General features: G+C 68.4%; 28 protein-coding genes and 1 pseudogene. 3 read left to right on the plus strand and 26 right to left on the minus strand.

All coding sequences use genetic code 11. The annotated features are described in order from the left end of the window. Positions 1-34 precede the first annotated feature (34 nt). The 6 genes from D7X32_RS09095 to D7X32_RS09120 all read right to left on the minus strand — a co-directional run bounded on the left by D7X32_RS09095 (position 35) and on the right by D7X32_RS09120 (position 5,692). Complete coding sequence (locus D7X32_RS09095; protein WP_120602119.1) at positions 35-862, minus strand: OB-fold protein; 828 nt, start codon at positions 860-862, stop codon at positions 35-37. Positions 863-955: 93 nt separating this feature from the next. Beyond that, the gene (locus D7X32_RS46195; RefSeq protein ID WP_208752369.1) at positions 956-1,228 is read right to left on the minus strand and encodes a hypothetical protein; all 273 of its coding nucleotides are present in this window, start codon (positions 1,226-1,228) and stop codon (positions 956-958) included. Positions 1,229-1,499: 271 nt separating this feature from the next. Continuing rightward, complete coding sequence (locus tag D7X32_RS09105; protein ID WP_158625638.1) at positions 1,500-2,405, minus strand: GGDEF domain-containing protein; 906 nt, start codon at positions 2,403-2,405, stop codon at positions 1,500-1,502. Between the two features lie 147 nt (positions 2,406-2,552). Beyond that, entirely contained in the window at positions 2,553-3,248 is a 696-nt protein-coding gene (locus D7X32_RS09110; protein ID WP_120602121.1) for a phage minor tail protein L, read from the minus strand. Continuing rightward, positions 3,245-3,832, minus strand: coding sequence for a phage tail protein (locus D7X32_RS09115; RefSeq protein ID WP_120602122.1), 588 nt, complete (start codon positions 3,830-3,832; stop codon positions 3,245-3,247). The genes D7X32_RS09110 and D7X32_RS09115 overlap by 4 nt, the downstream gene beginning before the upstream one ends. Before the next feature lie 1,542 nt (positions 3,833-5,374). Beyond that, positions 5,375-5,692, minus strand: a complete 318-nt coding sequence (locus D7X32_RS09120) for an HNH endonuclease signature motif containing protein (RefSeq protein ID WP_120602123.1) — start codon at positions 5,690-5,692, stop codon at positions 5,375-5,377. A gap of 159 nt (positions 5,693-5,851) precedes the next feature. Here D7X32_RS09120 and D7X32_RS09125 point away from each other — a divergent pair. Then, positions 5,852-6,917, plus strand: a pseudogene (locus tag D7X32_RS09125) (flagellar hook-length control protein FliK); the annotation flags it as partial. A 43-nt stretch (positions 6,918-6,960) separates the two neighbouring features. Here the strand turns inward: D7X32_RS09125 and D7X32_RS45380 are convergent. Next, positions 6,961-7,107, minus strand: coding sequence for a hypothetical protein (locus D7X32_RS45380; protein ID WP_158625639.1), 147 nt, complete (start codon positions 7,105-7,107; stop codon positions 6,961-6,963). Between the two features lie 98 nt (positions 7,108-7,205). Then, complete coding sequence (locus tag D7X32_RS09130) at positions 7,206-10,949, minus strand: phage tail tape measure protein (protein ID WP_120602124.1); 3,744 nt, start codon at positions 10,947-10,949, stop codon at positions 7,206-7,208. A gap of 98 nt (positions 10,950-11,047) precedes the next feature. On the opposite strand from D7X32_RS09130, the gene D7X32_RS44905 reads away from it, so the two are divergent. Next, a complete protein-coding gene (locus D7X32_RS44905) occupies positions 11,048-12,034 on the plus strand; it encodes a hypothetical protein (RefSeq protein WP_147450084.1) in 987 nt (328 codons plus the stop codon). Positions 12,035-12,062: 28 nt separating this feature from the next. On the opposite strand, the gene D7X32_RS09140 is transcribed toward D7X32_RS44905, so the two are convergent. From D7X32_RS09140 to D7X32_RS09220, 17 genes are all read right to left on the minus strand, one after another. Beyond that, entirely contained in the window at positions 12,063-12,317 is a 255-nt protein-coding gene (locus D7X32_RS09140; RefSeq protein ID WP_158625640.1) for a phage tail assembly chaperone, read from the minus strand. 47 nt (positions 12,318-12,364) lie between these two features. Beyond that, the gene (locus D7X32_RS09145; protein ID WP_120602127.1) at positions 12,365-12,820 is read right to left on the minus strand and encodes a hypothetical protein; all 456 of its coding nucleotides are present in this window, start codon (positions 12,818-12,820) and stop codon (positions 12,365-12,367) included. Positions 12,821-12,863: 43 nt separating this feature from the next. Then, complete coding sequence (locus D7X32_RS09150; protein ID WP_120602128.1) at positions 12,864-14,012, minus strand: phage tail tube protein; 1,149 nt, start codon at positions 14,010-14,012, stop codon at positions 12,864-12,866. A gap of 30 nt (positions 14,013-14,042) precedes the next feature. Beyond that, a complete protein-coding gene (locus D7X32_RS09155; RefSeq protein ID WP_120602129.1) occupies positions 14,043-14,462 on the minus strand; it encodes a phage tail terminator-like protein in 420 nt (139 codons plus the stop codon). Next, on the minus strand, positions 14,459-14,878 hold the full coding sequence (locus D7X32_RS09160; protein ID WP_120602130.1) for an HK97 gp10 family phage protein: 420 nt from the start codon (positions 14,876-14,878) through the stop codon (positions 14,459-14,461). Before D7X32_RS09160 ends, D7X32_RS09155 begins: the two co-directional genes overlap by 4 nt. Then, positions 14,875-15,261: a hypothetical protein gene (locus tag D7X32_RS09165; protein WP_147450085.1), complete on the minus strand. Its 387-nt coding sequence runs from the start codon at positions 15,259-15,261 to the stop codon at positions 14,875-14,877. Before D7X32_RS09165 ends, D7X32_RS09160 begins: the two co-directional genes overlap by 4 nt. Then, a complete protein-coding gene (locus tag D7X32_RS09170; protein WP_120602132.1) occupies positions 15,258-15,749 on the minus strand; it encodes a DnaT-like ssDNA-binding protein in 492 nt (163 codons plus the stop codon). Before D7X32_RS09170 ends, D7X32_RS09165 begins: the two co-directional genes overlap by 4 nt. A gap of 21 nt (positions 15,750-15,770) precedes the next feature. After that, positions 15,771-16,262, minus strand: coding sequence for a hypothetical protein (locus tag D7X32_RS09175; protein WP_147450086.1), 492 nt, complete (start codon positions 16,260-16,262; stop codon positions 15,771-15,773). A 74-nt stretch (positions 16,263-16,336) separates the two neighbouring features. Continuing rightward, positions 16,337-17,269, minus strand: a complete 933-nt coding sequence (locus tag D7X32_RS09180) for a major capsid protein (RefSeq protein WP_120602134.1) — start codon at positions 17,267-17,269, stop codon at positions 16,337-16,339. 173 nt (positions 17,270-17,442) lie between these two features. Beyond that, positions 17,443-18,192, minus strand: a complete 750-nt coding sequence (locus D7X32_RS09185; RefSeq protein WP_120602135.1) for a hypothetical protein — start codon at positions 18,190-18,192, stop codon at positions 17,443-17,445. A gap of 30 nt (positions 18,193-18,222) precedes the next feature. Next, positions 18,223-19,422: a minor capsid protein gene (locus D7X32_RS09190; protein WP_120602136.1), complete on the minus strand. Its 1,200-nt coding sequence runs from the start codon at positions 19,420-19,422 to the stop codon at positions 18,223-18,225. After that, positions 19,419-19,637, minus strand: coding sequence for a hypothetical protein (locus tag D7X32_RS09195; RefSeq protein WP_120602137.1), 219 nt, complete (start codon positions 19,635-19,637; stop codon positions 19,419-19,421). Before D7X32_RS09195 ends, D7X32_RS09190 begins: the two co-directional genes overlap by 4 nt. After that, positions 19,634-21,115, minus strand: coding sequence for a DUF4055 domain-containing protein (locus D7X32_RS09200; RefSeq protein ID WP_120602138.1), 1,482 nt, complete (start codon positions 21,113-21,115; stop codon positions 19,634-19,636). Before D7X32_RS09200 ends, D7X32_RS09195 begins: the two co-directional genes overlap by 4 nt. After that, positions 21,112-21,648, minus strand: coding sequence for a hypothetical protein (locus D7X32_RS09205; protein ID WP_120602139.1), 537 nt, complete (start codon positions 21,646-21,648; stop codon positions 21,112-21,114). Before D7X32_RS09205 ends, D7X32_RS09200 begins: the two co-directional genes overlap by 4 nt. Then, positions 21,645-22,139, minus strand: a complete 495-nt coding sequence (locus D7X32_RS09210; protein ID WP_120602140.1) for a Mov34/MPN/PAD-1 family protein — start codon at positions 22,137-22,139, stop codon at positions 21,645-21,647. The genes D7X32_RS09205 and D7X32_RS09210 overlap by 4 nt, the downstream gene beginning before the upstream one ends. Beyond that, positions 22,139-23,695 (minus strand): phage terminase large subunit family protein, encoded by a 1,557-nt coding sequence (locus D7X32_RS09215; protein WP_120602141.1) that lies wholly within the window; start codon positions 23,693-23,695, stop codon positions 22,139-22,141. Before D7X32_RS09215 ends, D7X32_RS09210 begins: the two co-directional genes overlap by 1 nt. Continuing rightward, positions 23,692-24,261 (minus strand): terminase small subunit, encoded by a 570-nt coding sequence (locus tag D7X32_RS09220; RefSeq protein ID WP_208752371.1) that lies wholly within the window; start codon positions 24,259-24,261, stop codon positions 23,692-23,694. The genes D7X32_RS09215 and D7X32_RS09220 overlap by 4 nt, the downstream gene beginning before the upstream one ends. Before the next feature lie 106 nt (positions 24,262-24,367). Between D7X32_RS09220 and D7X32_RS09225 the strand changes: the two genes are divergently transcribed. Next, positions 24,368-24,580: a hypothetical protein gene (locus D7X32_RS09225; RefSeq protein WP_120602142.1), complete on the plus strand. Its 213-nt coding sequence runs from the start codon at positions 24,368-24,370 to the stop codon at positions 24,578-24,580. 5 nt (positions 24,581-24,585) lie between these two features. Here D7X32_RS09225 and D7X32_RS09230 read toward each other — a convergent pair whose 3' ends face one another. Further along, positions 24,586-24,849 carry a hypothetical protein gene (locus D7X32_RS09230; RefSeq protein ID WP_158625641.1) on the minus strand — a complete coding sequence of 88 codons (264 nt, stop codon included), beginning with the start codon at positions 24,847-24,849 and terminating at the stop codon, positions 24,586-24,588. Positions 24,850-25,005: the final 156 nt, after the last annotated feature.

A 25,005-nucleotide genomic window follows, 5' to 3' on the forward strand; every position in this document is an offset into this window, starting at 1 on the left:
TGGACGACGTCCCTTCAGACTCTGCACGCCAACATCAATGCTGCATCTCGTTGATGACCGCATCCACGAACTGCAGGCGACACTCCGGAGCGGGATGTTTCGACTGCGCTTCGCCCTCATCACATCGGATTGGCAGAACCAGAGCCGGCTGCTCGCACGAAACGGAATTGATCCCGGCATCGGCAAGATCGGCACGGGCGCGCGCAATCATCTTGGCGACAGGCGTATTGGGCGACTCGGCGAGAGCCCGGAGTTCCTCGTTCGTGACAACACCACCGTCGGCGCGCTTCATGTTTGGCCCTCTCAACCGGAGCATCAGCTGGAAAGAGCATGACTCAACGGAACGCGCGAACAGGCGCGCGCTCTCTTTATCTATTTTATCCTTCGCCTTTGGCCCGGCCCAGGCCACCCGACAGTCCTTGATGACGGGCCGCTTGAGGAGGAGGCCTCGCACTGTACCGTGGAAGGCAACAAGCTGCCCCTTCGCCAGCTCCGCGACGGCTTGCATCTGCTCGTCCGGAACAAGGCACATGACAGAGCTCATCATCTCGCCCACGTCCAGCGAGATGACGATGTTATCTGTCGCGTCCTTGGCAATGTCTTGGATGAGTCCCGTCACCTCCACCTGCTTGCTGCGGTACTTCATGTCCGCTGCCACCTCGTTCTCGGCGTAAGCCTCCCAAAGCTGGCGCGGGCCCACGAGGATGAGCCCTGGTGCGGCAGGAGCTGGAGGTGGACTGGGAGCCCTGGCGGCTGGGCCCGAGGTATCGCTGGGTGCTGCTGCCACCTGCTCCGGGGCCCGTCCCGCCTCCTGCTTGCACCCGACTACCGTCAGCACTGCAACAAGCCACCACGCGCGCATCGTCCCCTCCAGTGAGACGTGGGAGGACAGCACGGGGCACCAGAACGACGCAAGGAGTCGGGCTTGGCGGCGGGCGTCTCTGGAAAGGATGGATCACACCTCCACCAGCAGAACCGCCAGGGCCAGCAGCCGCTCCCGGACGCGGGCGCGCAGGGTGGCGGCGGCGGCCACGGCACGGCGCCAGGCATTCAGCGCGGCGGACGCCTCGCGCGCCAGCTCCGCCAGCAGCAGCGGCACGGGACGACGCGACAGATTCGTGGCCTGGGCGCAGTAATCACGTGCGGGACCCGTGCGGCCCGCGCTTCGGTACAGCGTGGCCCGGCGTGCGAGTAGCTCCGCGCGGGCCTCCCCTGACGCGGCGGACACCAGCCTGCCCAGTGGCTCCAGCCGCTCTGCCTCTTCTTCCGGCGTGCCCGTGCCGGGCGGAGGCAGCAGGTCCAGCAGCGCCTGTGCCGCCCACGCGTCCAGCGGCCCCTCCGCCAGTAGGCTGCGCAGCGAATCTGCGGCGGCGCTCGCGCGGCCCAGTGCGAGGCACAGCTAGGCTAGTTCGCGGCGGGCCTGACAGCGGGCGTCGCCCGCCAGCCGGGGTCGCAGTTCCACCACGTCTCCCACGCCTCGCGCAAGTTGGCAAGCCGCGTCAGATGACCTCGATGGTCGGCTCAGCGTCTTCACCAGTGCCAACTGCGAGAACGCTCCGCCGCCGAGCCGGGTCAGCCTTCGAGCGCTCCTTCGCAACTTTCTGAACGAGGTCAGCTCGGTGGATGGTCGCGGCCGCTTCCGCCTTCACATCGTTCACGACCACGAGGCCGCAGGACGATGAGAGGTGACGGGGCACTCCTTTCACCTTGACCGTCTCCCCGGAGAGCGATGCCAAGGCCGCATGCAGGCGACGCCGTGCCTGTTCCAGCGGAGTCGCTGGCATCACGACAACAACCTCATCACCGCCCTTTCTGTAGGCATCGCCCACGTCGGAGACTGCCTTTTCGAGGACATGGAAGAACGCCTTGATGGCCTCATCGCCAGTGGCGTGATCACCGTCCTCGTTGAATGCCTTGAGCCCGTTCATGTCGAGATAGGCCACAGAAACTGGCGAATCTGCCTGGATATTCATAATGGCGATCGCCAAGTCACGCTCAGCATAGCGTCCATCGTAAAGGATATCAAAAGGCTCTCGAAGCCGGGTCGCCCGAAGCTCGTCTTGCAGTCGCGCCAATTCCAGTCGACCCAGGTGGCCCATCTCCAGGCCTACAGTCTGCCCCGACAATAGCCGCCCGACAAGCAATGCCTGTTCTCGGCGGTCTTCGCTCTCCATCTGCTGGGCGAGCGTACTCGTGTATCGCATGTCGATAGAGTCATAGCCCCTTCGAGTATCGGGGCCATTGAGGATGCCGCGATGAATGAGCGACATCACCATTTGCATTTTTTTCGCGGACATGAACTCACTCCCGCCCAGAGGGAATGAAACGCTAATCCAGCGCTCCTGCTCAAATCGAGCAAGGAACTGCAACTCGCGGAAACGAGCATCATTCACGTAGTCAGCCATGCCGGATGGGTCCTCGTGCGCCATACACAGGCAGCAACGCCTGCTTTGTCAGCGAACCATAAGAGAAGAAGACAACGGGGCAGAAGCACTATCCCTTGGCCAGCGGAATGCCTCAGGGGTCTTCATGACCCGCCCGAGAAAAGAAGCCTACCGGATCAGCCCTACCGCCGGAAATCCCCCGTACGGAAGCACTGCGGTAGTCCCAAAGCGCAGCTTGCAGCTTGTGAGGCGCTTCCCGCAGCGGTCCTCGGTGGCACTGGACGTCAGCGTATCGTCCAGCTTCGCTACCGGGGGCCCCGCGTAGCCGCAGCCCTCCCCCCGGTACTCCCAGGGGCACATCTGCGTGATGATGCGCAGGGGGATGCGGACGCCGTCCAGGTCGCACTTCGCGGCCAGGCTGAACTCGATGACGTGCTTGTTCTCCACCGTCTTCTGATCCACCACGAATTCGTCGTCCGGGAAGGCATCCAGCGGCGAGGCGGTGGGGTTGACGCCCCCGGGGTAGTTCACCGCGTCCAGGTAGCGGACGAAGGTGCGCTTCCGGAGGACGCGCGCGCCCAGCAGATCGTTCAAGTCCCGCGCCATGGCGCCGATGGTGCCGGCGACGTTGGCGAGCGTCAGGGTGGGCCGGGGCAGCCGGCCCATGCCCGACTTGTCGAAGCCCTTCACCTGGATGGCCCAGGGCTCGTACGCCATGCCCTGCCAGACGACGGGCCCGCGGAGGCCATTGGTACCCGCGTGGAAGTGGCTGACGCCCCCGCCAGGCAGGTTGGTGGCGTCCAGGACGAAGAGCTCCACGAGGGCCCCCGCGTCCAGCCTCTGGATGTCGTTGGCGATGCTCACCCTGCCTCCTCCTGGAACGTCGCAGTGAAGTCGTAGGCATTGAAGCCCTTCGCGGTGCGGTGCCACTCCTCGCACACGACGTGCGCCACCAGTTCGCCCGCGCCGGTGAAGGTGAGCGCCGCCCCAGCGGCTGGCGCCGCAGTGAAGGTGACGAGACCCGAGGCAGAGAGCACGTAGGCGGTCCCCGCCACCTGGGCGACGCCCGCCACGTAGACGGTGGGCGGCGCCGACCAGTCTGCGGCGGGCACCAGCAGATGCGGCATCTCCGGGGACAGCGGACGCTGGAGGAGCCACTGTGTCCGCGCCTCGTCTCCCACCCCGAAGGGCTGCGCGGCGACCGACCAAGCTGTGTCCGGGGTGACGAACTCGAAGGGCTCGACGCCCGCGCGGGCGCGCAGGAAGGACTCCAGGGCGTCCGCGTCCACCTTCGTGAGGCTGGAGAACTGGAGGGCCCAGCGCCGCAGGACGGGGTTGAGTCCGTCCCCGGATCGCTGGGTGTAGCCCTCACCGAACTGCGCCTTGCGCACCCGGAGCACCGAGTCCGCCTGGGCCCCGTAGTCCGGAGTGAAGGGGAAGCGCTCCATGGCCTACCGCCCCCTTTTGGGCATCCACCTGGTCATGCGGCAGATCATTGGCGACAGCGTGGACGGTGGCCGTCGTGACTTCGAGGCAGTCCTGAAGCGCAGTCGTCCATCCTGACGCTAGGGCGGACCGCCCCTTCGCTGCATGTAAAGTCTCGCTCCTCAGGTCCTGCTCCCTAACAAGAGCGTCTCCGCCGCATTTTCCGAGTTACAGTTGCAAGGCTAGTATGGAATGTCCTCGTCCGAGGAAATGCCATCCTTGACTGAGACGCGGACGCAACTGTCGCAGAGTCTCTTTCCAGAGAATTCTCCCGCGCCCGGCGAAGTAACCAAGGGCCACGGGGCGGTATACGGAACAGACTTGCGGCACTTTGCGCAAGTAACGAATTTCGCCTTTAGGCGTGATTGCTCACTCGATTTGGGGACCAATAGAAGTTCTTGAGCGGTGCCGTTGCTAAAGTGAGCGCATAGCTCATCTGCAGTGAGCCTTTTTGCGCGAACAAGATCAGCCGCACTTCGGCAGAACTCCACAACCGCCTTTAGGCAGGCGCTGCAATAGATGACCGGGTCCTTGCCTAGTTGAATGCGCGCCCAGTCGTCCACGCGCTGGGAGCAGAATCGACAAGGAAGCTGACCGGATTTCTTCACTCGTGCCACGTCCCTCACCTCCTTGGCGACCCTACCAGACCGACGGGCCAAATACGTGGATCCAGCACGGATCGCACAGCCGAACTCCGAGAGCCTTCGCGCGCACCGATGTTCACCTGCTTGCCCCGTGCACCCCGCGCGATTCAAGCAGGAAGGGCGCGCGTCAAGGCTACGTCGTCCTGCGGGTCCACAAAGTCCGAAGGCGCGCAGACTGCCGGGGTACAATCCTGCGTTCGTTATGCAACCTCGGTGTAGATGACCGAGCGAGACAGGACCATTTCATGAGCGGCTTTGAAAAAGGTGGCATGTACGATCTCACATGGAAGAAGGCCGTGACGTGGCACTCTCCGGTCTGCCAAGCCAATGCGTGCTGGCACGAGAATTCTTACAACGGAGGAGACGACTTCCTCGATCAGCTCTTCGAAACCCAACTTCGACCGCGCGGATTCGCCCGCCATCCAATCAAGACTACTTCAGCATTGCGTCTCTCGGGACCGGGCATCAGCGCCGGGAGCACAGACGAACTGTTCTCTGCGATCCGAAAGCCTCTTCCAGCGCCGATACATCCTAGAAACGTGTCTTCGCCATGACGGCCTTCTGCTAGCGGCCCGGAGGCATCATTACCGCTGACCGCCTGTCACAAGGAGCAGAGCGAACAGATCCGTTTCCTGGCTTGGTCGCGCAGCGCTGCCAGCGTGAAGGCCTTCCCCAGCGCCGCCTACCTACTCAACAAAGGTGTGCGTCATTCCACCTGGGGCCCTCTCCTCGCGCCTCACCTTGCGGACTGCGTCAAGGCGGCGGCCCAGGCGCTTCGCCTCAGCGCGCCCTCGTCGGCGCTCGCCTTGACGCTGGGGGCGCTGCGCCAGGTTCGGACCGGCGGCCGCAGTTCAGCAGCAGCTACCTCAACTCGCGTCGTCGTAACAGCCTGCCCGCGTAGTCCCGCTTGGCGTAGCAGTTCGTTGCCCGGTGTCCTTTGTGGCCGCAGCGGAAGCACACGAAGCCTTTCGCACCGTGGATGCGGCCGTGGACGCCTCGCGACACCGCAGTGAGGTTCTCCGGCCGGTTGTCCCCCTTGTCGCCGTTGATGTGGTGGACGACTTGCCCCTCTTGGAGAGGCCCCCCGAGCTTCTCCTCCATCGTGTAGACGTGGACGAACCGCATCCGTCCGTCACGGGCCCGGAACGTCTTGTAGCCGTTCTTCCATCCGAAGCTCATGCGGCCTCCTGGGTGCCCACGTGGCGGCAGTGCTACGTGGGGAACCCCAATAGCATACCACAAAAGACCACATTGGACCACCTGCACGAATGAATGAGCCCCGCATATGCGGAGTAGCCGCTGGGCGGCTGAGTTACTGACGACGCCAAGCTCAAGGCGAACGTGGAAGCGCGGCTGGTGCGCGTGGGCGACGCGCTGGTGGCGCTGGAGAAGGCCGCGCGGCTCGCGCCGGACGCGGCCGTGCTGCTGGACCTGGAGGACCTGAGCCTGCGCTGCGAGCGGCCCGAGCATGCCCGCAGTGCGCTGGAGTCGCTGCTGTCCACGCTGCCGCGCACCGCGGCGCCGGAGAAGCTGGCGGACGTGCGCGCGCGGCTGGGCCGGGCGTGTGAGCTCCTGGGCGACCGTGAGGGCGCCATTGCCGCGTACGCGCAGGCGTTCCCGCTGCGGCGGCTGGACGACGTGCGCGCCACTCGGCTGGAAGCCCTCTACACGGAGGCCGGCGAGATGCAGGCACTGGCCGAGCTATGGGCCACGCGCGCGCAGGCGCTGGCGGGCGCGGACCGGTCGGAAGAAGCGGCGCCGCTGTTCTTCCAGAGCGCGCGCGCCCTGCTGGAGCGCGGGGAGAAGGCCGCCGCGCTGATGCGCCTGGCTTCCGCGCTGGAGGCGAGCCCCGAGGGACCGCTCGCCGCGGAAGTGCTGGAGGCCCTGGCCGAGCTGGAGCTGGAGCGCGGCGAGAAGCTGGAGGCGGCGCGGCTGTACGCGCGGCGGGCCACGCTGGTGCCAGAGGCCCGGGCGGGCGCGAAGCTGCTCTTCCGCGTCGCTGCTGGCCGCGGGCACCAGCCGCGAGGAGGCCTTCCTCGCCGAGGCGCTGGAGCGCGACGCGACGTTCGCGCCCGCGCGGATCCGCCGGGGCGAGCTGCGGCTGACCACGGATGCCCGCGCCGCGCTGGAGGACTTCGAGGCGGTGCTGGCCCTGCCGCCCGCGGACGTGGATGCCCCGCGTGAGGCGGAGCGCGTGGCCCTCACGCGCAAGGCCGCCACCGCCGCCGTGCGCGCGAACCGCACGGACGCGGCCCGGCGCCTGCTCGCGGAGTTCTGCGCGCGCACGCCGAAGGACTTGGACGCGCGGCTTGAGTTGGCCGCGCTGCACCGCAAGGCCGGCGCCAGCCGGGCCCGGGCGGACCTGCTGGCGGAGCTGTGGCCGCGCCTCGCCGGAGCCGCCCGCTGCCCGCCCTGCGAATCCTGAGCGGGCGGCCGCGGCTCTACCTCTAGAAGAACGCCGCGAGCAGGCTGAGCACCGCAGGCAAGAGCAACAACAGGTTGATGACCGCGTAGAGGAGAGAGAGCCACGCTGCGGTACGGCGGATGGACGACGTCTTGATTCGCTTGGTGATGTTCTTGTTCATACCCACCACGTAACGAATTGATCTAAAAATTTGACGGATGGTCCGTTCTCCCCATACCCCTGGTCGGCGCCTCGACCATGGACGGGGTACGCCCCTCCCCTCTTCTCCTACCGCCCCCGGACGAACGTGTACGTCATGCCTCCGGGGGCCATCTCCTCGCGCATCACCTTCCGGACTGCGTCCGCGAGGCGGCGGCCCAGACGCTCCGCCTCCGCGCGCCCGCCCTCCCCTGACGCGCTCACCTGGGAGGAGCCGTCCGAGTTGATGGTGATGGAGATGGTCTGGTTAACGTCCCCTCCCCCCAGCGCCTCGTTGGGGACGATGCGGCCGGAGCTGGAAGGGATGAAGAGCTCCGGCCCCAACTCGCCCACCAGGTGCGCCTGCTGCGCGCGGACGGACCCGCCGGCCGCGTGCGCGCCGCCCAGCATGAAGTTGTAGGTGCCGCTCATGTCCGCGCCGCCGACCATGGTGGAGCCGCTGCCGCCGGACGAGCCCATCCCGCTGATGGCGTCCATGCCCAGGTTGACGAGCGCCATGAAGGCCTTCTGCGCCGCGAGCCGCGCCAGGTCCTTCAGGATGCCATCCACGAGGGCGGAGAACTCCAGCCGGCCCGTGGTGACGAAATTCGCGAAGGCGTCCGCCATGTGCTGCGTGGCCGTGCCGACGATCTCCTTCGTGTAGGAGAAGCCACCGTGGAGCTGGTCCTGGAGGCGCTCCACTTCCTGCCGGTACTGCTCCGCGGTGATGCGCCCCTCGGCGAAGAGCTGCTTCACCATCTCCAGGCGCTTCTGCAGCTCCGCCGTCGGGTTGAGCTGCTTGGCGAGTTGGTCCATCTCCGTCTTCAGCGCCGCCTCGGCCTTGCCCTCCGGCGTCCACATCTCCCGGGCCTTCTTCATGGCCTTCGCGTACTCCTCCGCCTTGATGCGCTGAGCCGCGAGCTCCTCGCCCAGCAGCTTCTGGGCCTGGGCGTACTTCACGGTGTCCTGATTGCCCAGCTCGCGATTGAGGCTCTGGAGCACCTGCTTGCGCTCCTCCTCCGCCTTCTTCACCCGCTCCGTCTCCTCCTTCTGCTTCCGGAGGGCCTCCAACTGGGCGATGGCCGCGTCCGCCCGCGCGATCATCTTCGGGTCTTTCAGCGAGCGGTATTCGTCGGAGAGCTCCTTCGCTTCGTCCTTCGTCTTGCCGAGGGTGCGCGCCTCCTCTTCCAGGTTCATCAGCCACTGCTCCTGGCGCTTGAGCAGCTTCTCCCGGGCCTTCTCCTCCTGCTCTGCCTCCTTGAGTGAGGCCTTCGTGTTGGCGGTGCTCTCCTTCGCGGCGGCCGCGCTCACCTTCGCGTCTTCCGCTCGTGCAGCCCGCACCCGCTGGAGGCTCTTCTCGATGTCGGCCGCGCGCTGCATTTGGATGCTGAGATCCTTCTCCAGGGGCGCTAGCTTCTTCTCAATGTCCTCGGCGTAGGCGGGGTCCGCACGAACCTTCGAGAATGGCACGTCACGACCTATGTTCTTCGACAGCCTTTCATCGTTGTAGTGATTCAGCACGATCCAACGCTTCACGCCGTTGTTGGGATCGTTGATTTCCTTTTCGAGCCGGTCAATCTCAGCCAAGGCCGCCACCAGATCCTCCTGGGAGAGGCTTTCGTAAACCCTGACGACATCCTCCGCTGAGTCGCCAACGTTTTTCAGGGCATCCTGGTATCTCCCCCCCAGCGACGCCATTTCCGTGCGCGCGATAGCGGCGGCCTTCTGCGCCTTCTCGTAGTCCTTGAGGGCCTTCGTTTCGCGGATGAGGTTCTCCGCGATTTGACTGCCACGGGTGGCGTTGGCGCCGCTCTCTTGAGCGAACTGCCGCGTCTTCTCCTTCGCGTCCTCTGCGGCTTTGCCGTACTCGTGCCAGAGGGCGACCGCCGTGGTGAGGGCGCCGGTGATGATGCCGATGGGCCCACCCATGAACTCCAGCGCCGTCTTCCCCGCGCGCGCCGCCAGGGACGCGCCCTCGATGGCTGACGCCTCCCTCACCTTCGCCAGCGCCAGCTCCGTGGAAGCCAGCGTGGCACGCTTCGTCGCCGACATGAGGCTGCCCTCCACGGCCGCCGAAGCCTGGAGCGCCGCGAGCTTCTTCTCCAACATGGCCTGCGCCGAGCGGAGCGCGGCGATGCGGCTCTCGTCGGCGGCCCGGGCGTACTTCGCCTCGGCGAGCGCGGCGCTCGCAGCGGACTCGCGCGCCTGGGTGAGCGCGGTGGACTTCGCAACCAGCCCCTTCACCCACTCCTGGGCCCACGTGGCCCCGCGCATGGCCGCCACCACCACCAGCGCCTCACCGAAGAGCTTCACGGCGTAGGTGGCCGTCTCGAAGTTCTCCGTCAGCGCCCGGACTCCCGGCTCCGTCGCGGAGAGGATGTCGCCGCCCACCTCGCCCTGGAGCTCCGAGAAGCGCGCGCGGAGCTGGTCCAAGGCGAATTGGGGCGTGCTCGCCATCTTGTTGAAGGCGGCCTCCGTGCGTCCGGCGGAGTCCTGCATGTGCTTCAGGGAGGCGGCGAAGTCCGCGGAGGCGGTGCCGGTGAGCGTCATCACCGGAAGCAGGGCTTCCACGCCCCCGAAGAGCATGGCCATCTCCTCGGTACTGCCACGCGTCTTCTCTTTCACGTCCTGGAGGAAGCCGGCGAGCCCTTTGGCCTTCAGCGCGGTGACGGAGAACTCCAGGCCGAGCGCGTCCGCGAGCTTCGCTGCTTCGTGGGACGGCTTCGCGGTGGCGGCGATGATGGCGCGCAGGCCTTCCATGGCCGTGGACGTCTGGATGTTGTTCTTCGTGAGGGCACCCGTGGCCGCGAGCAGTTCCGCGAGGCTGACGCCCGTCTGGGAGGCGATGGGGGCCACCCGGCCGATGAAGCGTGAGAGGTCCTCGATGCTCGTCTTCCCATCCGCGGCGCTCACGAACATCATGTCCGCCGCCTGGGTGACGTTGCGCAGCTGGCTGCCGTAGCTGGCCATGACGCCCGTCAGGCCGTCCGCAGCCGTCCTCACGTCCGTCACGCCGCCAATGGCCAGCTTGTTGGAGACGGTGAGCAACTCCGTGGCCTTCGCCGCGTCGCTCGCGCCCGCGCTGAGGATTTCGTAGAGGGCCCCGGCCTGGTCCGTGGGTGTCCGGCCGAACTGGTTGCCCAGCTCCTTCACCTTCGCGGTGAGGGAGTCCATCATCCCCAGCTGGTCCTGCTCCAGCACCGTGGAAACCTGGGCCATCGCCGTCGAGAACCGCAGCGCCTCTTCCGTGGCGCTCTTGATGGCGGCTCCCGCCGCCGCGACGCCGAGGAACTGGCCCGCCAGGCTCTTCATCCCGTCCGCGAACTTGCTCACCGGAGGCTCGGCCTTTGCGGCCTCCTCCTTCACCTTGCGGAGAGCGTCCGCCGCCCCCTCTTTCTGCTTCCCCATCTCGTCGAAGCGCTTGTTGAGGGACTCCACATGCCCCAGGAAGCGCGACAGCGCGGACGTGTCCGCGAGCGTCGCCTGGAGCTTTCCGGCCGCGCCACCGAGGGACATGAGCTGGGCCTCCAGCGCCCCCGTCGCCGTCGCCGTCGCCGTGAAGGCTGTCTGGATCTTCGCCGCGGACTGCTCCAGCACCGAAAGGTGCGAGGTGGCGGCCCGGATGTCGGCCAGCGCCTTCGACGTGCCGTCCAGGCTCCGCGTCGCGCGGGCGAAGGCCTTCGTGAGGGCCTCGGTGGCGTTCTCCAGGCCCGATGTCCTCCGCTCCGTCTTCTCGGCAGCCTCCTCCAGCCCACCCAGCGACGTGACGGCCTCTTTCGCGTCGGAGGTGTCGATGCGGATGCTCAGCTCAGCCAGGTCAAAGCCACCGGACATGCTCCAGCCCTTTCACGCAAACCCACGATCCTCAACGCCCGCCACAACTGAACACACGTCAAGTGGAACTACTCACACAAACATGGTGGCATCGGGGCATGAGATCGCTAGTCATTTTCATTTTTATTGCTACATCGTCAGCAGCAACAGCAGCAGACAACCCCACATCTTCGGGCGAGGCGACTCAAAAACAGCTTTCAGAATCAATCAGCGGGCTTGAATCAATCTCAATGCTCTCCGCCTACGCATTCGCCACAATCCCGCATTCTATAGAGCAAGCCGGACTGAGCGAGCCAAGTCTACAAGCGCTTACCAGAGCGCAGCTTCAGGCCGCTGGACTCACAATCGGAACTACCGCCGAGGACAATGGCCCTAACCTAATAGTATCCCTCAAGATCCTTGCTACGGGGACTGGGAAGTCCAGCCAGCACGTAGTTGAAATCCAAATGCGACTACACCAAGAGGCACTTCTAGCGTCAGACCAGCGAAGAACGCGACCCATTACTTGGTTCTACAGCAAGCTCAGCCTACACCCCAGCAACGCAAAGCAGACAGCAAGCGCGGCTCTTGACGAGCTTACGAACGGAATAGATAAGTTCATCGCCGACACTGCGGCAGCAAAAGCCAGGCTTGTGCGACTCAAGGCAATTAGCCTAGCCAACTCATCTACAGCGCTCATCAAGGAGACTGACGACAAAGAGTCCGCCACAACAAGACACTACGGCGCCGCCCCAGAAACGACCGAGACGAAGAGGCAACGTCGTATTGCTTTCTACAACTCACCCAGTACCCCGAGAAGCGACCCGGACTTCTACACGACAACCTCGGGAGCAGACGCCACGACGTTCGTTCGAATGTTCCGCCTCAAGGAACTGAATCCTTCAAAACGGAAAGAGTTCCTCGAATCCGACGCTGAGTTGTTCGGATGTGTCGCGCAGACGTTCTTGGAAATGGGTTTCAGTCGCCTTTCCGTCCAGGAGATGGACACCCACGAAGAAGTCGTAAAGGAAATGGCATCGCTAAAATCCTCGGTCAAATGCGAGAGCGCCCAAGCGGGCGACAAGCGGACCTCCGCCCAGGACTGATCGCCTGCCATTACCAATCCATCTCTCCTCACTTCTTCGAGACTTCGACCAGGAACGCTTCGTCTAACCGGCGGAGGAGCTGCACCTCGAAGGGCGTGGGGCGGCTGCCGGAGAGGCGGCCCCAGGACTCCATGTCCTGGAAGGAGATGGGGTTGAGGGTGAAGGCGCCGGCACCGCGGGCGTTGGACAGCTCGGCGAACCACCCCCAGACGTGGGCGAGGGCCTCGGGCAGAGGGGGCGCCTCCAATAACTCCGGCGGCGGCTTCCCGGTGGCGCGCTCCACCTGCTCCAGGTGGGCACGGACGGAGACGCCCTCCGCGTCGGTGCGGCTCAGGCGGAATTCGTGACGGGCGAAGTCGAGGAGTCGCTCGGCTTCTCCTCGAAAAAACTCGCGCGGTCCCCCACCGCCTCGTCCACCTGGCGGCGCAGCCACGGGTGCGCGGTGAAGAGGCGCCGGGCATTGTCGGGCGTGAGGGGCACCGCCGCGCCGTGCTCCATGACACCCGTCCAGGAGACGGTGCAGGACACCAGCAGCTCCAGCGCGTCGGCCTCCATGTCCCGCGGCACCTCCTGCCGGGCGCGGCGGCCGGCACGCGGCGCGCTGGCGGTGGCCCTGTCGATGAGGGAGCGCGTGGCGTCGCGGTAGCGCGGCGAGTCCATGCCAGCCACCTCCACCTGCATGCCCGTGGGCTGGCCGGTGACGGGGTGGAGGATGTCCACGGTGAGGGTGTCGTGGTGGATGAGGCTGGAAAGGTCGAAGCCGGAGGCGGCGGGGGCGGTGCTCATGGGGTGCTCCTGGTGAGGGGGGACGGGCTGCGCAGGCCGCGGGCTACGCGTTGCTGCGCTGGTAGAGGATGGAGGCGCCGGACGTGGAGTCCAGCAGCGCCGTGAAGGGCATGGACACCTGGACGGGCCCCTCCTTCGGGTTGTCGAGTTCGCCGCCCGTGTACTTGAGGCGGGGAATCCGGAGGGTGTGGAAGTCCGTCCCGTTGACGTCCTGCAGCACCACCTCCAGCGAGGACTCGGACTCGTCGAGGAACTTCGCCAGCAGCTCCTGCCCCATGAAGTAGGCCGAGAGGGTGCCGGACACGCCGAAGCCGCCCTCGTGGATCTCCGTGGCGGAGCGCTGGCCGATGACGCCCTTCGTGGAGCGCCCGTTGGTGATGTCCAGGTCCAGGGACGTGACGTTGGCCACCAGCTGCCCGCCCTCGCGCAGGCTGCCGGTGAAGGCGTCGAAGGGGCTGTTGGTGCCCGGGGGCGTGACGGTGGCCGCGTGCGACGCCGTGGCCATCTGCATGTCCTTGCCCAGCAGGGCGAAGGTGCCGGTGATGATCTCCTCCGGCTTGATGGAGAGCTTCAGGCTGTCCACCGCGCAGCCGCGGTAGAGGGCGTACTGGTTGATGTCCGTGAAGGCGCGCTCGAAGGAGAACGTCTTCAGGACGGTGCCGGACTTCAGCCGGCGGCCCACCAGCGCCACGGTGCGCCCGGCGGCGGCCACGTCGTCCTCCAGCTCCCGGTCCACCGTGAGGGCCAGGGCGGTGACGGCCTCGACGCGCGCGCGGCCGTTGTTGCCCGCTTCCGCGAAGCCGGACACCAGCACCTGGTCCCCGGGCAGGAAGCCTTCGGCGAGGAAGCTGCCGGCGGTGCGCACCAGGGTGCCCGTGGCCGCGTCCGCGGCGAGGGAGACGCTGCCGGTGGTGGCCGTGGCCCAGGTGCCGCTGAGGGCGGCCTCCAGCAGGTCGTCGAAGGTGCCGAGGGAGAGCTCGACGCCGATGTCCCCGCCGACGCTCACCATGCCGTGGCGCAAGTCGGAGAGGTGCCGGTCGGCCCGAATCTCGTTGGACTGGTAGTTGGCCTTCGAGAGGTTGAGGCCCGTGCTGGTGAAGCGCAGGGCCTTGTAGGTGGTGCTGGCCGCGACGCCGAAGGAGGCCTCGGAGGTGAAGCGCAGCGCAGTGCGCTGGCCGGAAGCGGAAGGCATGGGTTTCTCCTGTCGCGCGAGGCGACGGTGCTACGCGTGGACGAGCCAGAAGACGGAAACGGGACGCATCCACCAGGGCTCCTCGCGGAGGCCCGGCCCGGCGGAGGCGGACTGGATGCGGACGACGGTGGCGCCTACCTGCAGTGAGGTGCCGCGCGCGAAGCCGTCGCACACGGCCTGCGCGGCGGCGTTGGCGGGCCCTGCGCCCTCACCCAGGGGATAGAAGAGGGACACCTGGAAGACGCCAGGGTGGCGCGTCTGCGCATCCTGGCCCAGGCCAGCGGCGCCGGTGCGTGCGGGCAGGTGGTCCACCCGCGCCCAGGGCATGCCCTCCTTCGGTGAGAAGAGGACGTTGGGGAAGGCGATGTTGTCCACCCCCACCACGGACGCCAGCACGTCCGCGGCCCGCGCCTCCAGCGCCCGGGGGATGTCCAGGAGGACGGTGCTCACTTCGCCGCCTCCTCGAGGATTTCATCCAGCTGGGCGAGGGTGGTGCGCACGACGCCCTTCGGGGCCTGCTGACTCCAGCCGAACTCAATCCGGCGGGCGTAGGGCAGGTTGTTGGTGATGAAGACGGTGTCGCCCAGCTCCACCCCCTCCAGCTTCGCGCCCTCGCGGGAGATGGTGCCGCTGCCGTCCTTGTCCTCCGCCTCCACGGTGCCAGCGGGCCGCTCAGCAATGCCCACCTGCCAGTTGCCGCGGAAGCGTCCGGTGTCCACCGGGGAGGCGGTGACGACGTTGGCCAGGACGCCCAGCGCCGTCTTGCGCACCACCTCGTTGGCCTTCGCCTGGGTGGCTTTCACGGAGGCCTGCACCTGCTTGGAGAAGCGGGCCCCCTTGCGGATGCGCGAGTCCACCTTCGTCATGCGGACACCCGGAGGTTGAAGAGGATGGGGGTGCCGCCCAGCTGCGTCGGCGGGTCCGTGCGCAGCACGCGCCAGGTGCGGCCCTCCAGTGGGCCCACGGTGTCGCCCGGCGCCGGCACCACAGGCAGGCCGCCAGCCGCGACGAGCACCTTCCGCCGGTCCGCGCGGGTGGTGCCGCCGTCGGTGAGGCTGTCGCCCTCCTTGTCCTGGCCGCTGTCCGCCTGCACCAGCACCTGGACGGGGTACGTCGCCGTGGACGCCACCACCTTCGCGGTGGCCACGTCGTAGGTGCCCGGCCCGGCCCGCGTGAGGGTGGCCTCCTGGCCGTAGCGCTTCACCAGCGCCAGGGCCTTCGTCGCCAACCTGTCGGCCTGGGCGCTCATCCGCGCACCGTGGTGTGGACGCGGATGCCGCCCGCGCTGCCCTGGACGAGGGGCCCCAGCAGCGCCAGTACCTGGGAGGGGATGGGCCGGTGCGTCTCCTTCGACGTCTTCAGCGGGCCCACCGTCACGCCCTCGTCCACCACGGGCCCGAGGCCGGCCGTCCAGTCCTCGCCCAGCAGCCGGAAGGCGAACTCCGCCACCGCGGCCTTCACGCGCCGGGGGACGGCGCCCTCCGCCACCGGGCACCCGTCGAGCACCACGCCCCGGCGTGGCCAGGCCAGTGCCTGCTCCGCGTCGGCGCGCGCGCCCAGCCACTCACAGCGCGAGTCCAGGACGGACGTCGCCCACTGCAGGTGCCGCTCCTTCGCCGCCACGTCAGCAGCGGCCCAGGCGTCGTTGTGGCCGCGCGCCGCGTGGTAGGCGTCCGCCTCCGCGACGTCGCAGTAGGAGTCGGTGAGCGGGCCGCCGGGGGTGGTGTCGAGCGCCATGGGCAGGTCCTCGTGCGCGGACTACTTCGCCGCCTTGCCGGCCTTGGGCGCCTTCTCCTGGGCCTCGGTGGCGGGCGCGTCGGTGGCCGGTGCGCCCTTGGCACTGTTCTCGGTGGCGCCAGCGGTCGCACCCGCCTTGGCCTTCGCCTCCGCGCGCGCCAGCTTCGCCTCCAGGTCCTCGCGCTCGCGCCGGGCCCTCTCCAGCAGGCTCTCGCGCTCGCGGTGGGCCGCCTCCAACTGGGCCTGCAAATCCTCCACGTCCCGCGCGCTCACCTCCGAGGACGCCCCGCGGGCGGACGGCGTCTCGCCCTGGGACGCCAGCCAGGCGCGGTGCGCCTCGCGCCCTTCCAGGCTGCCCTCGGGGTAGGCGCTGTAGTAGCGCGTGAGGAGGCGCTGCGCGTGCTCACTGCCGCGCGAGGGGAGGATGAGCTCTCCCTCCTCGAAGCGGAAGCCGCCCAGCTCAATGTCCTTGCCCGCGTTCGGGCCCACCAAAACCATACGAATGCCGTCCATGCGAAAGGCTCCTGTGCTGCCGAAGGTGTGAGGGAAGGAGGAGGGGCTGCCGACGCGGCCGACTCCTGGTGACGTCAGGCGAGGGGCGCGACGCGCACGCCCTTCACCACCGCGAGGGCGTAGTCGTTGTAGTTGGCCATGCCGCAGTACCAGACGATGCGGTCGATGCTCTCGTCCTTGGCCTGCGCCTCGCCCACCGTCTTGATGTGGATGCCCGCGCTGTCGCCCGGCGCCGTCAGCCCGGCGATGCCCACCTTCCGGCTGCCGTCGTCGAAGCAGCCCGCGGCGATGGTGGTGCAGTCGGTGGCCGTCCCCTGCGTCTGGTTGGTGGGGATGGAGTCATTCACGAAGATGGGAATGCCCCGGTACACCGGCACCGTCTTCCCACTGGGCAGGGTGAGGACGTCGTTGATGCTCGCGCCCCCCAGCTTGCGCAGGTAGGCGTAGTGCCGGTTGAGGAGCACCTCCGCCATGGTGATGAAGTCCACCTCGCCGTCCTTCGCCTTCACCTTCGAGATGAGGTCGTCGAGGATGCCCACGTCGTAGAGGGCGCCGTTGGTGCCGGCCACCAGCGTCTGGCCCGCCGCTACCTGGGTGAGGAGGCCGGGGAACTCGTCGTTGAGCCCCGTGCCGTTGATGAACATGTTGCGGAAGCGGCGCCCCGCGGCCTTCGCCTTGCTGGCCACCTGGTACGTCCGCTGGTCGTTGACGTTGCTGCGCGTGGCCTGGATGAGTCCGTCCACCTCCGCGTCGCCGATGATGCGCGTCAGCGTCGCGGTGGACTGCTCCACCGTGGCCGGATTCTTCGCGGTGATGGTGCCGCCGACGCCGAGCACCTGCACGTCACCCAGCACCGACTCCTTGTTCCACGTGTGCGAGTTGCCCTCCAACTCGTCGAAGGGCAGCCGCTCGTAGAGGCGGTCGGTGGTGATGATGGTTTCGACGACACCGGCAACCAGGTCGTCTTTGCACAGCTTGGCGGACTCAGCGAGGGTGATGGAAGGCATGCGGGTGGACTCCTCCTCGGGGAGAGGGAGGTGAAACAGGGCGGGAAGACGCGCCAAGGGCGAAGGGGTGTCAGGGCCCCGGGGCGTATGAAAGGGATTGGACGAGAGGGGCACTGCCGGGCATCCCGCCCGGTTCGCCTCGGTGACGCATCCCGCGTCCTCGGGGCCTACTCCTATTTGCGATTGGCCAAGCCCGCCGAGATGCGCTGCGTCGGGTTCAGCTTGTCGCTACCGCTGGGCATCGCGCCCGTCCTCGGCCCCGGTTGCGTCCCGCTTCCGGAGGCACTCGTGCTGTCGAAGGCACGAGCGAAGTTGGCGTCCTTCTTGAGCTCCGTGACGAACTCTCGAATCGTCAGGAAGCCGCCCTTGCCGTTGCCGCGAGGATCGCCCTCCGCGTCAACAACCCGAGCCAAGAATGAACCACCTTCCTCAATCACTTTCACATGCTTCTGGACGTGGGGCAAGAGCAACACCGCACTTCCTTTCAGCTCCGCGAGGGCTGCCGTGGCCTCCGCGTCCACGAGGTGCTTGTGGAGCGAGGCGCGCATGCGCTCCACGACGGTGTCGCGCTCGCCGAGCGCCTTCGCGTGGCCGGCCTCGAGGTCCGCCTTCAGCTTCTCGAAGTTGGCAGCGCCGTCCTTCCCTTCCTGGGCCTTCGCCAGCGCCGCCTTCAGCTCGCCGAGGGACTTCTCCACGTCCTCCGGCGTCTTGCCGAGCTTCAGCCACGCCGCCTGGGCCGTCGTCAGCGCCTTGCTGCTCTTGCGCTCCTTGTCCAGGGCGGTGGTGAGCCCACTGTGGTCCATGCGCTTGAAGACGTCCGCGTCGAGGGCGAACTTGCCGCCCTCCCCCTTCGCGTACAGCCCGCGGAACTTCTCCGGGACGATGTCCAGCGCGTCCAGCTCCTGCTGCCACTCGAATTCCACGTGTCTGCCTTTCTCGGCCCAACGGGCCGGCTACAGCTGTGCCTTCTTGAAAGCGGCGGCCTCGGTGGCGCGCAGCGCGTCCAGGGTGAGCGTCTTGCCGCTGGCGTCGGTGAAGCTGCCGAGGCGGAGGCCTCCGTCCCGGAAGAGGCGCCCGCGCGCGGGCCCCAACACCTCGTCCTGGAAGCTGGTGGGCTGACGGCGCAGCCAGTCCTCGTAGGACAGGCCCTTCGGCGCGGAGCCGATGTTCTCCTTGGCCCAGCGCTCGCGGACGCGCTTCACCGCAGCGCCGCGCTCCTTCTCCGTCATGTCCTTCCATGCCTCGCCGGCCTTCGCCTTTGCCTCGGCCCGGAAGTCGATTTCCCGGTTCCGCCTGTCGCGCGTGTCCCGGACGGTGGGCCTGTCGCCCACGAGGCGCACGCCGTCGATGACGGGGATGGTGGTGCTGCGGCAGCGCCAGTGCGCCGGCGGTCGCGGGCCCCCGCGCACCGGGAAGGTGTGGCCGTCACGGGAGGCGCACAGCAGCGTGGTGCGGCCGTCCAGCGTGGACACCCAGCGCACCTCTCGCACCAGGTCCTCGTTGGCCCGGTACACCTCCTCGCGGGCCTGGGTGGCCACGTGGTTGAGGGCGGTGCGCGCCACGGCTTCCGCGCCGCGGCGGCTGCCCTCCAGTGCCCCATCCCCGCTGACGAGGTCCCGGACAATCTGCTGCGTCGTCCGGCCCTCCACCACCCCGGCCTGAATGGTGCGCTCGATGCGCGCCAGGTCCGCCGGCTCCATGCCGCCCACCCACGTCTCGAAGAGGGCGCCGTTGAAGGGCCTGGAGAAGACGGCCGCCTCCAGCACCTCCGCCGTGGGCGCGGCGATGGAGACGTCCACGATGAGCGTCTCCTCCAGCAGGGCCGCCTGCCACCGCGCCTCGTACGCCGCGAAGGAGGCCGCCTCCTCCTGCAGCGTGCTGGAGATGGCCGCGTAGGCTCCGGCCCGGAGGGTGCGCACCTCGGACAGCAGGCCCGCGATGCGCTCCGTCGTCTCGCGGCCGGTGTCGTACCCGCCCGTGTCCTCGACGGCCTGGAGGCGCGAGGCGAGCTGCTCCGTCAGGCGCTCCTCCGTGTCATTGAGGAGGCCCACGACGCGCCGGGCGACGCCCGCCTTGTAGCGCTCCAGCTGGACGGCGTGCGCGACGGAGCGCTCCAGCAGCTCCTCGTTGGCGGTGGGGAGGCCGGTGCTCACCGCGTCCCCCGCTTCACCTGGACGGGTGCGTTGGAGCGCTGCTCGCGGAGATGCCGCGCCTGATGCAGCTCACGCAGACGGCGGCGTACCTTCCGCGCACCGCGGCGGTTGGAGCGGAACCAGTGGGCGGCCCGCGCGAAGTCTTCCGTGAGGCACGGCAGTTGCTCCCCAAGGAGTCCCGCCGCGCACAGCGTCTCGTCATGGAGCAGCTTCACAGGGCACCTCCGGCGAGCTGCCCAGGCCCCTGCGCGGACGGCACCTGGCCGCCAGCCGCCGGCGCCGTGCGGAGGCTGCCCAGGGCGGGCCCCTCGCTCGCGAGGCGCTCCCCATCCGCCTCCACGTCGAAGTCGGCCATGAGGACGCCGCGGCGCTTGAGCTCCGCCAGGAAGGCCTCGCGGGAAATCTCCCGGGCCGCGCGCGCCTTGAAGAGGACGTCCAGGCCCTGCGCGTCAGACTCGGAGATGCCGAAGTCGGTGTGCACCTCCACCTTCAGCTTCGCGTCTTCCACGTCCAGGGCCAGCCACCGGGCCGCGAAGTAAAAAGCCAGCTCCAGCGCGTCGCTGAAGGACTCCGCCATGGCCTGCAGCTCGGAGTGCGACTGCGCGGTGTTGATCGACTTCTCGGTGGCCGTGGGGGTGCCGGAGCGCCGGACGAGGAGTTCCACGCCCAGCATGGCCATCTCGTCCTTCAAGTCCTCCAGGTCCTGCCGGCCGGCCTCGATGGCCTTCCCCGAGTGCTCGACGTAGTAGAACTTCCCCTGCGGACTGCTGGTGGTGAGGAGCGCGTGGGGCCCCACCGTCACCTTCCCCGAGCCTCGTGACTCCCCTTCCCCGCGGTCCTGCTCCAGCCCAGAGGCCGCCAGGATGGGGAAGCGCGCCACGTTGAGGATGTTCCGCTGGTCGCTGGCGGACTGCCAGTGCTCCACGTTCTTGTCCGCCAGGTCCATCAGCGGCGGCTTCGCGGCGCACAGGGCCGTGCGCTCCCCGGCGTACCAGGTGACGAGGGGGATGAAGCCCAGCGTGTTGGGGCCGCTCGCAGCCTCCTTCCACTCGCTGGTGCCGCTGCGCTCGTAGACGGTCCAGGTGTCGCGCTCGAGGACGCGCACCCGCTCCACCTTCACCTCGTCGAAGCCGTCCCGGCGCGTCTCGCTCTCGCGGATGCGCACGTGGGTGAGCACCTCCACCCCGCCCACCGTCTCCGCGTACGCGGCGATGAGGGACTCGGCGGAGACGTGCACGAAGTAAGGGCGGAGGCCGGCGCGCTGCTCGTCCTCCAGCGTCTTCACCGTCTCCGAGTCCACCACCGGGAAGTCCACGAGGATGTGGGCGAGGCCCTTGGCCAGGCCGTCCCGGAAGACGCCGCGGGCCCAGGCGGTGACGTCGCTGCCCTGCCTGTCCACGTCATCCACCAGGACGCGCAGCGGCTCCGGCGCGGAGTCGCCCAGGCGCACCGGCTTGGCGAAGGGCTTCGCGGCGAGGTTGCGCACCGTCTTGCCGAAGACGTTGAGGAGGACGGCGCGCGCGAGGCGCTCCTTGTACGCCGCGTCCTCCTCCGCGTGGTACTGCGGCAGGTAGGTGCGGCCGGCGGCGCGCATGGTGCCGGTGCCGCCCAGGAGGGCCAGGACGAGGGCCCATGCGGGCTGCATGGCCCGGTAGGCGCCGCTGGGGGTGCTGACGTCGGAGGCGCCGCTCATCCGGGCACCACGAGGAAGGGGCCTCGCACGCCGTTGTTGAAGCGCTCCGCCGCGCGAAGGGCCGTACGCACGCGCTCCACCGGCTTCGCGCCCTTGGTGGCGAAAAGGGCTCCGCGCGCGACGTCCGCACCGCAGCCGACAGCCGCGAAGGAGTCCCGCGACTCGCCCACCTGGTAGTCGTCTTCGACCGTGAAGAGGCGGCCGCAGACGCCCACCAGGAAGTGGCCACCGCGCTCCTGTCCGTTCTCCTGGTGCGCGAAACCCGCGTCCTTCAGCGTCGCGCGCAAGGCATCAACGAAGTCCACCACCATGAAGCGCTCCAGGGCGCTTGTCCGGCGAGGTGGCGGCGGCGGCCGGAAGGCGTGGCGCAGCACCTGTCCCATCCGGAAGGAGGTGGTGAAACCGAGGACGTAGGGCCCGTTGCGGAACACCTTCGCGTCCTTCCGCACCACCAACTGCCAGCTGTTGGAGCCAGCGCTGTCCCCGCCGACGTACACGCGTCCCTGGTGAACCACTCCGGCAATGCACGTCACAGCACCACCTCCATGCGGCGGATCGCCGCCTCGCCGCACACCGCGGTGAAGACGCTCGCCACCACGTGGCCCTGCATCGCGGACGGGCCGGACAGCAGCAGGTGCAGCACCTCCGGCCGCTCGGCGTTGAGGGTCTCGCGAACGGAGGCCTCGTCGGTGCGCGACAACCTGGCGGGCCCACCCGGGTGGGTGTGCCAGTCGCCCAGGTAGCGCAGGCACGGAGACACCCGGCCCAGGAGGCGGTTGTCGCGGACGCGGTCCGCCGCGAAGCCCACGCGGCCGCGCACGGCACGCCGGCCTGGGCCGGTGATGGCGAGCACGTGGGCCTCGCCGTCCACCACGGCGCCCAGCAGCAGGCCGCCCGTCTCCAGCGGGGCGCGTACCCGCGCCAGGCGCAGGGCCTTCGCCAAGACGCCGGGCGCCAGGCGCACGCGGTAGCCGTCGGAGACGTAAAGGGCCGGCGCCGACGCCGACGGCAGCGGGCAGGCCATCACCGGTAGCTCCTCACCTGGAAGGTGGCGGTCCCCTCGCCGAGCATCAGCTCCGTGAGGGCCCACACCTCCGCGTCCATGCGGTTGGGGCTCCAGGTGGACTCCCCGGGCACCCACGTCGTCTGCTCGTCCTCCAGCGCGGGCAGGCGCCCCACGTGGTGGGCCATGCCGCGCTCGAAGAGGGCCGCCACCGGCTCCGCGCGCTTCGCCTTGCCACGCGAGGCCGTCACCACCTTTACGGTGACGTGCTTCTTCATCTCGCGGGCCTTGGCGCGGAGGTTCGTCTCCACCATGTCGCCGCCGAAGTTCTTCTCGCCCACAACAGCGTCCGCGCTCTCTTTCTCGTAGACGGCCAGGGACTTCGCGGCCCATCCCTCCGCGGAGTACTTCGCGGAGTCGTCGCGCCAAACGTAGGCGTGGCCGTTGCTGGCCTTGCCCGCGCAGACGATGCCCACCTCGTCGTTGGCGGGCCCGTCGCCGCCGGCAGGGTCGACCGCCACCACCACGCGCACCATGGGCAGGGGGTTGCCCTCGGCGTCCTTCGGCAGCGAGGAGACGCGGGTGTTGTCCAGCACCTCCTGCGTCCACAGCGCGCCCACCGCTGCGGCCTTGAAGGCCTCCTCCACCGTCGCCGGGTACTCGCGGCGGAAGTCGTGGATGCCCTTCTCGTAGACGGAAATCTTCGCCCGGCGCCAGGCGAGCTGCGCGTCGTCCAGCTCGAAGCCGTGCGCCTCGCGGCAGAGGGCGGCGTACCGCTCCTCCTCGCTGGTGCGCTCGAAGCCGGGCGGCACCTCGCGCCGGTACTCCTCCTGCCAGAACCAGGGGACGAAGATGAGCTCGAAGTCGTTCTCCCCCTTCTGCGCCGCCATGCACAGGTGGTGGAAGAGGCCCTGGGGCCCGTCGCTGGTGCTCTCCAGGATGACTTCGGTGCCCGGCGCCGTCGGCACGCCCTCCATGACGCCGCGCATGTGCGTCGCGGCGTTGGGCCAGAAGGCCACCTCGCTGCCGTGGAAGTACTGGATGGTGGAGGAGCGGCCCGTCCCTTTCGCGCCCGCAGTGCCCACCTTGTAGCCGGAGGACAGCTTGTCGAAGAGGAGCTCCTTCGCGTTGGAGGCGCTCGTCGAAGGCTTCACCAGGGCCGGAACGTGGTCGTGGTACCTCTTCGCCATGTCGAAGAGGTTCACCGTCGCCGCGTCCTCGTGCGTGAGGATGTAGGCGCGCACGCCCTTCAGGTGGCTCACCTTCCAGTAGAAGCGGGCCTCGACGTACGTGCTGCAGCCCTGCTGGCGCCCCTTCAGGACGATGGCGCGCACGAAGCCCCGGCGCTTCAGCTGGGCCTCCAGCCGCTCGTGGATGTACAGCTGCGCGCGGTTCAGCTTCAGCGCCGGCAGCTCCCCGCCCGTCACCTCCTTCGGGCGGATGCGCAGGCACCGCGAGGCGTAGTGCGGGAAGTCGTCCTTCAGCCGCTGGCGGATGGCCTTCTCTCGCGCAGAGAGGGGCGCTGGGGCCGCGCCCTGGCGGGACTCGGCCGCGCGGCGGCGGGCGGGGGCGCTCATTCCAGCGCCCCCAGCGCGTCCTCGTGGCTGAACTGGACGGTGGTCTCCACCTTGTCGACGAAGAGGCGCAGGTGCTTGCCCAGCAGCTCCAAGGACTTCGTCTTGTCCCAGAGCTTCACCTTGGCCACGGTGCCGATGGCCTCGCCGTCCACGGTGAGCTGCTCCACCTCGATGGAGGAGATGGCTCGGCGCAGGTGGGCCGGCATCTCCTTCAGCGGCAGCAGCGCCCCGGTGGGACTGAAGGCGTCGCCGATGTCCGTCCGGGCGATGAGGAGCAGCTCGCGCAGGACGTCGTCCGCCTTCACCTCAACGCGCTCGGCCCGGGCGGCCTTGGCGGCAGCCACGGCTTCCTGGACCTTGGGATTTCTTAGCAACTTCGAGGCCGTCACCTCGGCGGACCGCTCGGAGTAGCCGGCGCGCATGGCGGCCTGCTTCCCGTTGAGGTCGACCAGGTACTCCTGGACGAAGCGCTCCTGGTTCGGCGTCAGCGCATGGGCGCGCGACTCACCCGCCGGCGTCTTCCGGCCAGAGCGCGTGCTGGGCTTGCGAGGAGGCGTGCTTCCCACACCGCCGAGTCTCGGGTGTCGCGTGGACAACGTCCGGCCCGGGCGCGGGAGGCCGCCCCTTCTTCATGGGTACAGGGGACTTTCCCCGGCTCACCACGGAGGAGTCGTGCGCCTGCTCTACTGCCCTGCCTGCCGCACCCACCGACCCGCGGACATGCGCCACTGGTGCTCTGGCCTGGAGGAGCTGCGCCAGCGCGCCGAGCGGCTCAGGACCTGCCCGCACACCTACGCGTCCCGTGTGCCGGGGACGCAGGACTGGTACTGCTCGGACTGCGACTACCTCGGCCCGCGCCCGAAGGGGACCCGAGAGCGCAGCTGACACCTTCAGCCCTGGCGCTCGGGCTCGTCGCCCCACAGCGCGAGCTGCCCTTCCGGCTCCGTCCGCTTCCGCGTGGCCCGGGGGGCGGGCTCTACCGGGGCTGCCGGGAGCGGCTCTCTCTGTGCGTAGGCCTGGGCCGCCTTCCGGAGCCGGTCCTGGGCGCGAGAGAACTCCTCCTCGTCCCCGTCGTCCGCCTCCGCGTAGGCCAGCGCCGCAGCCGTCAGCCTGTCCCAGGGCGTGGCATATGGCTCGCGCAGCGGCTCCGACATGGACCGCCCGCGGCGCTGCCGCATGAGGTGCCCGTGACAGCGCCGGTGCCTGGGCGCCCGGGGCCGGGTGCAGTCGCCTTCGGAGCACTGGTCTGGAGAGCGGCAAGAGGCCATGGACGCCACTACTGTGCCGCACACCCGAGCAGCGCGCACGAG

Source organism: Corallococcus carmarthensis, from assembly GCF_003611695.1.
GTDB classification, from domain to species: Bacteria; Myxococcota; Myxococcia; order Myxococcales; family Myxococcaceae; genus Corallococcus; species Corallococcus carmarthensis.

Bases quoted from the DNA above. Each gene is read 5' to 3' on its own strand.
- D7X32_RS09095 (WP_120602119.1), bottom strand. From the start codon at position 862: ATGCGCGCGTGGTGGCTTGTTGCAGTGCTGACGGTAGTCGGGTGCAAG.
- D7X32_RS09105 (WP_158625638.1), bottom strand. From the start codon at position 2,405: ATGGCTGACTACGTGAATGATGCTCGTTTCCGCGAGTTGCAGTTCCTT.
- D7X32_RS09115 (WP_120602122.1), bottom strand. From the start codon at position 3,832: ATGGAGCGCTTCCCCTTCACTCCGGACTACGGGGCCCAGGCGGACTCG.
- D7X32_RS09120 (WP_120602123.1), bottom strand. From the start codon at position 5,692: ATGAGCTTCGGATGGAAGAACGGCTACAAGACGTTCCGGGCCCGTGAC.
- D7X32_RS09130 (WP_120602124.1), bottom strand. From the start codon at position 10,949: ATGTCCGGTGGCTTTGACCTGGCTGAGCTGAGCATCCGCATCGACACC.
- D7X32_RS44905 (WP_147450084.1), top strand. From the start codon at position 11,048: ATGAGATCGCTAGTCATTTTCATTTTTATTGCTACATCGTCAGCAGCA.
- D7X32_RS09145 (WP_120602127.1), bottom strand. From the start codon at position 12,820: ATGAGCACCGCCCCCGCCGCCTCCGGCTTCGACCTTTCCAGCCTCATC.
- D7X32_RS09150 (WP_120602128.1), bottom strand. From the start codon at position 14,012: ATGCCTTCCGCTTCCGGCCAGCGCACTGCGCTGCGCTTCACCTCCGAG.
- D7X32_RS09160 (WP_120602130.1), bottom strand. From the start codon at position 14,878: ATGACGAAGGTGGACTCGCGCATCCGCAAGGGGGCCCGCTTCTCCAAG.
- D7X32_RS09165 (WP_147450085.1), bottom strand. From the start codon at position 15,261: ATGAGCGCCCAGGCCGACAGGTTGGCGACGAAGGCCCTGGCGCTGGTG.
- D7X32_RS09170 (WP_120602132.1), bottom strand. From the start codon at position 15,749: ATGGCGCTCGACACCACCCCCGGCGGCCCGCTCACCGACTCCTACTGC.
- D7X32_RS09175 (WP_147450086.1), bottom strand. From the start codon at position 16,262: ATGGACGGCATTCGTATGGTTTTGGTGGGCCCGAACGCGGGCAAGGAC.
- D7X32_RS09180 (WP_120602134.1), bottom strand. From the start codon at position 17,269: ATGCCTTCCATCACCCTCGCTGAGTCCGCCAAGCTGTGCAAAGACGAC.
- D7X32_RS09200 (WP_120602138.1), bottom strand. From the start codon at position 21,115: ATGAGCGGCGCCTCCGACGTCAGCACCCCCAGCGGCGCCTACCGGGCC.
- D7X32_RS09210 (WP_120602140.1), bottom strand. From the start codon at position 22,139: ATGGCCTGCCCGCTGCCGTCGGCGTCGGCGCCGGCCCTTTACGTCTCC.
- D7X32_RS09215 (WP_120602141.1), bottom strand. From the start codon at position 23,695: ATGAGCGCCCCCGCCCGCCGCCGCGCGGCCGAGTCCCGCCAGGGCGCG.
- D7X32_RS09230 (WP_158625641.1), bottom strand. From the start codon at position 24,849: ATGTCGGAGCCGCTGCGCGAGCCATATGCCACGCCCTGGGACAGGCTG.